6 protein-coding genes are annotated in these 6,032 nt (G+C 63.7%); 3 read left to right on the top strand and 3 right to left on the bottom strand.

Translation table 11 applies throughout. The annotated features are described in order from the left end of the window. Together D769_RS15055 and D769_RS15050 are read right to left on the bottom strand one after the other, a co-directional pair. Window positions 1–393: hypothetical protein (locus tag D769_RS15055; RefSeq protein WP_008646403.1), on the bottom strand; the 393-nt coding region annotated here is incomplete at its 3' end. A 157-nt stretch (window positions 394–550) separates the two neighbouring features. After that, a complete protein-coding gene (locus D769_RS15050; RefSeq protein ID WP_008646401.1) occupies window positions 551–1,381 on the bottom strand; it encodes a response regulator transcription factor in 831 nt (276 codons plus the stop codon). A 627-nt stretch (window positions 1,382–2,008) separates the two neighbouring features. On the opposite strand from D769_RS15050, the gene D769_RS15045 reads away from it, so the two are divergent. Both D769_RS15045 and pstS read left to right on the top strand, forming a co-directional pair. Beyond that, the gene (locus D769_RS15045) at window positions 2,009–2,821 is read left to right on the top strand and encodes a DUF1653 domain-containing protein (RefSeq protein WP_008646399.1); all 813 of its coding nucleotides are present in this window, start codon (window positions 2,009–2,011) and stop codon (window positions 2,819–2,821) included. 176 nt (window positions 2,822–2,997) lie between these two features. Further along, window positions 2,998–3,999, top strand: a complete 1,002-nt coding sequence (gene pstS, locus D769_RS15040; RefSeq protein WP_008646398.1) for a phosphate ABC transporter substrate-binding protein PstS — start codon at window positions 2,998–3,000, stop codon at window positions 3,997–3,999. A gap of 227 nt (window positions 4,000–4,226) precedes the next feature. Here the strand turns inward: pstS and D769_RS15035 are convergent, their stop codons facing one another. Continuing rightward, window positions 4,227–4,904 carry a hydrolase gene (locus D769_RS15035; protein ID WP_008646397.1) on the bottom strand — a complete coding sequence of 226 codons (678 nt, stop codon included), beginning with the start codon at window positions 4,902–4,904 and terminating at the stop codon, window positions 4,227–4,229. A 199-nt stretch (window positions 4,905–5,103) separates the two neighbouring features. On the opposite strand from D769_RS15035, the gene D769_RS15030 reads away from it, so the two are divergent. Beyond that, window positions 5,104–6,012, top strand: coding sequence for a LysR family transcriptional regulator (locus D769_RS15030; protein WP_008646396.1), 909 nt, complete (start codon window positions 5,104–5,106; stop codon window positions 6,010–6,012). Window positions 6,013–6,032 lie beyond the last annotated feature (20 nt).

Here is a 6,032-nt window from a genome sequence, read left to right as displayed (position 1 = left end):
CTGGCAACCGCCAGCGCCGAGCTTCGCGGCGTGGCCGATCAGCGCGGCATCGAGCGCATCGGACAGGACGAGCCAGCGGCGCGGTGCCAGCTGCGCGTGCACGCGATCGAGCAGTTCGTGGGGGTCATCCTCGGCGCTGCAATCGACCACGACCAGATCCACGCCGCCAGGTGGCAGGGGCTCGGCTTCATCGGGATTGTCGATCGTGTGCAGCGACACGCGCGCTGTGGCGCCGTTGGGCAACCATTCCGGGCAATGCCATCGCACCGGCTGCGGTACGTCCTGCGATTCCATGCGCCGCGCGAGGATGCGGCACATCATTTCGTTTCTGGCGATCAGGTAGGTCGTCATCGAAGTACTAATGAGCATCTCGTCGACATCGTCGCGCAGCATGTTGCGCTGGCGAGATGCCCGGTATGCGGTGGTCGGCTCATTTCAAGGTAGCAACGACCACCTGCGGCCGCCTCATGCTTTTGGATGAGGGCAGGCCGGCGAAAGGCGGAAACTGGACGATCCGAGGGCGCGCGCGCCCGGTGCGGGCAACCGATGCTCAGGCTGCCTCGCAGGCGTGCTGCGCGCTCAGGGATGACATCGGGATATGGGTCGGCCGGGCCGGCGTCGGGCCGGGCCAGTTCAGCGATGCGCCGCGCTGGAGCGCGACGTACACGGCCTCGCCCTTGTTGCGCACGTGCAGGCGCTGATAGAGCGTGCAGGCATGCGTCTTCGCCGTGGCCACCGAGATATTGAGCAGACGGCTGACCGTCTTGATCGGATAGCCACGCGCCAGCAGGGCCAGCACTTCGTACTGGCGCTCGGTGATGTTGAGCAGGTGCGCGCCCGCTGTCGGCGTTTCCGTCGGCACCGCGTGGGTGTCCGCGTGCGCCGGCGCTGCGGCGTCGGCGCCGTGCAGCGGCACCACGACCGGCGTGGCGACGAGTCTCGACAAGTCCACAGGCAAGGCGTCCGCGAGCGGTTCGTGGACACGATGGGCAGGTGCATGCGACGGGAAACACTCGCCACCGGCCAGCACGAGCCGGATCGCGGCTTCCAGCGCCTCGGAAGAACAAGTCTTGGCCAGCAGACCACGCACCTTTTCGGGCAGGCCGCCTTCCGGCATCGGCGCCAGCAGATGATCGGCCAGCACCAGCACGCGCAGCGGCTGCAGACGCAGACACAATTCAGCCAGTATCGGCCAGCCCGCGCCACTGTCGGCGGGCATCCCGATAATCAGCAGATCGGCATGGTGAACCCAGGGTTCGGGGGCGTGCAGCGTGGTGGGATCGAGGTCGACCAGATCGCCGGGGACGTGCGCCTGAGACAAAAGGTGGTGCAGTCCGAGACGCAACAAGGGGTGTGGCTCGAACAAGAGGATGGTGGCCATGACCGCTCACTTCTTCTTGGCGCGCCGCAGACAGAGTTCGCTTCTGCAACGCGCTGATTGGAGGCGCTCCACTTGTAACGTGGCTGCACTTCCATACGATCAGGTATAGCCTCCTGAGCCAATAGCAGCTTCCCGTCCTGGCCCGCCGCCGTCATACCGGCCCTCCCTTGGAGGATGCCTGACCGCCCCGTTTGCGCATGTAGCGCATTAGATCCTTCTCAATACTGATTCAAATTAAATCTAATTCTGATGTTCAGCATAGGAAGGGCACTGAGTGAATGCAAGGTGATGGTGCGGCGCAGCGGGTTTCTCCGTAGGAGGACGCAGGGAGCCATTGCAGGATCTGTAGCGACGATCTGCGCACAAAGCGATGGGCGCGTGAATCCCGGCTGTGCGGCGCACAACAGCCCGGCTGCGACGGCGGCAAGTAGCGCTGCGGCAACGCCCGGGCTCAGGCCGGAGGCCATAATGGCGGCCTCGAATATCGGACACGGTTCGCACGCCATCCATTGTCCCGACTCACCAACTACAGGGGGCTCCTTGGCCACTACCGAAAATACTGGCTCGCAACCTCAATCGCATGCTGGCCTCACGGCTCTGCCCGACAACCCGGACCTGGTCCCGGGTATGCCATATCGCCACTACAAGGGTGGCGCCTATCTCGTGACCGGGGTTGGCCGTTTCGAAGCCGACATGACACCGGTTGTGGTGTACGAATCCATGCGTGACCGCTCGCTGCTCTGGGTGCGACATGCCGACGTGTTCACCGAACCCGTCTCGACCGCGACGGGCGACGTCGCCAGATTCGCACCGCACTGGGCACCGGCCTTGTCGTGTCTGGACTTCCTGCCACGCAAGACGGTCCTTCAGGTGCTGGCCTTGTACGATGCGCCGTACCGCAAATACCATGACCGGCGACACGTGCTGGAGATGTTCGAGCAGGCCCACGCACTCGGCATCGCACTCAATCCTGCACAAGCGCTCGCCGTCCTGTTTCATGACGCCGTGTACGTCCCGGGCTTCGAGCACAACGAAGCCGCCTCGGCAGCCTTGCTCGACACCATGGTCGAGGACGTGAATGCCGACGTGATTCACGTGGCGAGGCAGATCATTCTCGACACCCACACGCATGAAGCAAGCGTGCCGGATGCCGCAACGGTCCTGGATCTCGATCTCCTCCGACTGGCCGCCGACGACGATGTCTTCGACGCGCATGGGCTGGCCGTATTCGATGAAAACCGCGGCTTGCTGGCTAGCAGGGTCCAACTTTCCGGCGAGGCGTTGTATCACGCATTCATGGTTCGTCGCGCGGCATTTCTCGGCACACTGGCGCAACGGCCGAAGCTGTTTTTGACGACTGCATTCGCCGATTTCGAAGGTCCGGCTCGTCGCAATATCGCAAGGGTTCTGGCAAGCGTCGGGCAAGCGGAAGCCAACTGATTCAGGGCTGCGAAGACCATCTCTGGACCTGCCCCGGAGATGTGTCTGAAATATGACTGTCATCTAAATCGCACCAAACTCGCCCCAGATGATAGATGTCATGCAAACGTCCGGCCATCTGCTAACCTCAATCTCCAGAAGCCGGTTTCGTGCAGCCTGAAGAAGGACCAATAATCATGGGCAGACACATCGCGGCGCTGGCGCTGCTATTCGCCGCGGTCAGTGCATTTGCCGGAGATGTCACTGGAGCTGGTTCCACATTCGTCTATCCGCTGATGGCGAAATGGGCGGCCACGTATTACGCCAGGACCGGCCAGCAGATCGACTACCAACCCATCGGCTCCGGCAACGGCATCCGGCAGATCAAGGCGGCCAGCATCACGTTCGGCACTACGGACATGCCGCTCAAACCCGAAGAACTCGAACGCGCAGGACTGGTCCAGTTTCCCATCGCGGTAGGCGGCGTCGTGCCGGTGATCAACCTGCAGGGCATTGGCGCGGGGCAGATCCACATGACGGGCGCGCTGCTGGCCGATATCTACCGCGGCAAGATCGCCAACTGGAACGATGCGGCCATTGCGTCGGCCAATCCCGGCGTGCGGCTTCCCGACCTGAAGATCACGGTGGTCCATCGCAGCGACGGCTCGGGCACCACGTTCAACTGGACCGACTACCTTTCAAAGGTCAGCCCCGAATGGAAAGCGGCGGTCGGGGCAGGCACCACGGTGCGTTGGCCCGTCGGGATGAACGCGAGCGGCAATGAGGGCGTGTCGCTCTATATTCACAATATTCGCGGTGCGATCGGCTATGTGGAACTGACCTACGCGCTGCAGAAGAGCCTGCCCTATGCGTTGGTCCAGAACCGCGATGGTCTCTACGTGAAGCCTTCGCGCGAATCGTTCAGCGCCGCGGTGACAGCCGTGGAATGGAACCCGCGACTCGACTTCTATCAGGTGTTGACCAATGCGCCGGGTCCGAATGCGTGGCCGATCACGGGCACGGTCTTCGTGCTGATGCAGCGTTCCGCCGCGCACCCGTCGAATACGAAGGATGCGCTGGCGTTCTTTCAGTGGGCGCTTGCCGAAGGGCAATCCGATGCATCGGCCGAGCACTACGTGGCACTGCCGCCGGAACTGGTGAAGCAGGTGATTGCGTACTGGGCGGAGACCTTCAAGTAGCGTCGATCCGAACACGTACGCGGCGGACAGATACAAGAAGTTGGTATCGTGACCGCCGACCCTGCCGAGCGCCTTTGCCACAGCGACGTGCACCACGCCCGGAACCTTCCTTGAGCTTGCTTTGAACCTGGCCTGAGGCACGATGCCGGCATGACCGCGATGGCCATGCCATGCCATGCCGTGCCAATCAACCGATCAACCGATCAACCGATCAACCGATCAACCGATCAACGCGAGGAATCCAGCGCCTCGCCGTTCTTCTGCACGTCTTGCGCCTTCAGGTAGCTCTCGATCAGCAGTTGATACGCGGGGAAGATCTTCGTGTAGATCTCGGCCCACTGCTGGGCATCGTCACGGTTCCAGGTGCGCTGCAGCTCGGACGCCACCGCGGCGGTATCCATCGGCACCACGCCTGCCTGCACCACGCGGGCCAGCGTGATTTCCTGCGCCATCTTCGAGTACGTGCCCGAGGCATCGACCACGGCAAAGACCTTGTAGCCGTCGGCAACCGCGCTGATGGACGGGAACGCCATGCACACGCTGGTGATGGTGCCGGCGATGATCAGCGTCTTCTTGCCGGTGGCCTTCACGGCGGCGACGAACTCGGGGTTGTCCCACGCATTGATCTCGCCCTTGCGCGCGACGTACTTCGCGTGCGGCGCATTCTCGTGGATTTCGGGGATCAGCGGACCATTGGGGCCTTGCGGCACCGAAGCCGTGGTAATCACGGGCAGCTTGCTCAGCGTGGCCATTTTTGCCAGCGCGGCGGCACGTTGGCGCAGCTCGGGCATCGGCATGTCGCCGACGGTCTGGAACAAGCCGCTCTGGTGGTCGATCAGCAGCATGGCCGTATCAGCCGGATCAATCACGGGACGGGCGCCGTTGAAGTTGGCGGGTTGGGTCATGGTGAAGCTCCTTCTTCATAAGGTGGTGGCACGCCACCGTAAGGGGAGAGGGCCCGCCGCCGGGATGATGGCGGGTCGATGGAGACAGCTTAGTTTTGGAACGCTGGCGGCGGTAGAGTGCTAGATTGCGCATCAGAGTCCTATTTCACGAACACTGATGGCCGGGAAAGGCCTGCAGGAACAGAGAAGGGGTGATGGCGTGCAGGATCTGAACGACCTTTACTACTACGCGCAGGCGGTGGAGCACGGCGGCTTTTCGCCGGCTGGGCGGGCGCTCGGGATGCCGAAATCGAAGCTGAGCCGGCGGATCGCGCTGCTCGAAGAGCGCCTGGGCGTGCGTCTTATCCAGCGCTCGACGCGGCGCTTCAGCGTCACGGAGATTGGCCGCACCTACTACGAGCATTGCAAGGCGATGCTGACGGAGGCGGACGCGGCGCAGGAAGCGATCGAACTGACGCGCGCCGAGCCGCGCGGCATTGTCAGGGTGACCTGTCCGGTTGCGCTACTTCATGCGCACGTGGGCAGAATGCTTGCCGATTTCATGGCGGCGCATCCGCATGTGACGCTGAACCTTGAAGCCACCAACCGGCGCGTCGATCCGGTGGGCGAGGCGATCGACGTGGCGATCCGCGTACGGCCCGCCCCGTTGCAGGACAGCGACCTCGTCGTGCGCGTGCTGGCCGAACGCAAGCAGTGCATGGTGGCCAGTCCGGCGCTGGTGGCGCGGCACGGTACCCTGCCGCGCGTGCCGGCAGATCTGGCCGACTGGCCGAGCCTCGCGCTCGGCGCACCGATGGCGGACCATGGCTGGACGCTGTTTGGCCCCGATGGCGGGCAGGTCGTCCTGCGACATCGGCCCCGTTTCATCACCGACGACATGATCGCGATGCGCGATACGGCGCTGGCCGGCGTCGGCATTTGCCACCTGCCCCTGATGATGGTGCAGGACCAACTGGCCGCCGGGACACTGGTCCGCCTGATGCCGGAATGGGCCCCGCGCGCGGAGATCCTGCACGCGGTGTTTCCGTCGCGACGCGGCATGTTGCCCGCCGTGCGCGCGCTGATCGAATATCTGGCCCAGCGCTTCGGCGCAATGCAGGAGGAGTAGACCCGGCATCGCGCCGGAGG

The organism is Cupriavidus sp. HMR-1, from assembly GCF_000319775.1.
In the GTDB taxonomy this organism is placed as follows: domain Bacteria; phylum Pseudomonadota; class Gammaproteobacteria; order Burkholderiales; family Burkholderiaceae; genus Cupriavidus; species Cupriavidus metallidurans.
The sequence above is the reverse complement of the archived record's forward strand: the minus strand, read 5'-3'. Positions and strand labels throughout refer to the sequence as shown.

Bases quoted from the DNA above. Each gene is read 5' to 3' on its own strand.
- D769_RS15050 (WP_008646401.1), bottom strand. From the start codon at position 1,381: ATGGCCACCATCCTCTTGTTCGAGCCACACCCCTTGTTGCGTCTCGGA.
- D769_RS15045 (WP_008646399.1), top strand. From the start codon at position 2,009: ATGCCATATCGCCACTACAAGGGTGGCGCCTATCTCGTGACCGGGGTT.
- pstS (WP_008646398.1), top strand. From the start codon at position 2,998: ATGGGCAGACACATCGCGGCGCTGGCGCTGCTATTCGCCGCGGTCAGT.
- D769_RS15035 (WP_008646397.1), bottom strand. From the start codon at position 4,904: ATGACCCAACCCGCCAACTTCAACGGCGCCCGTCCCGTGATTGATCCG.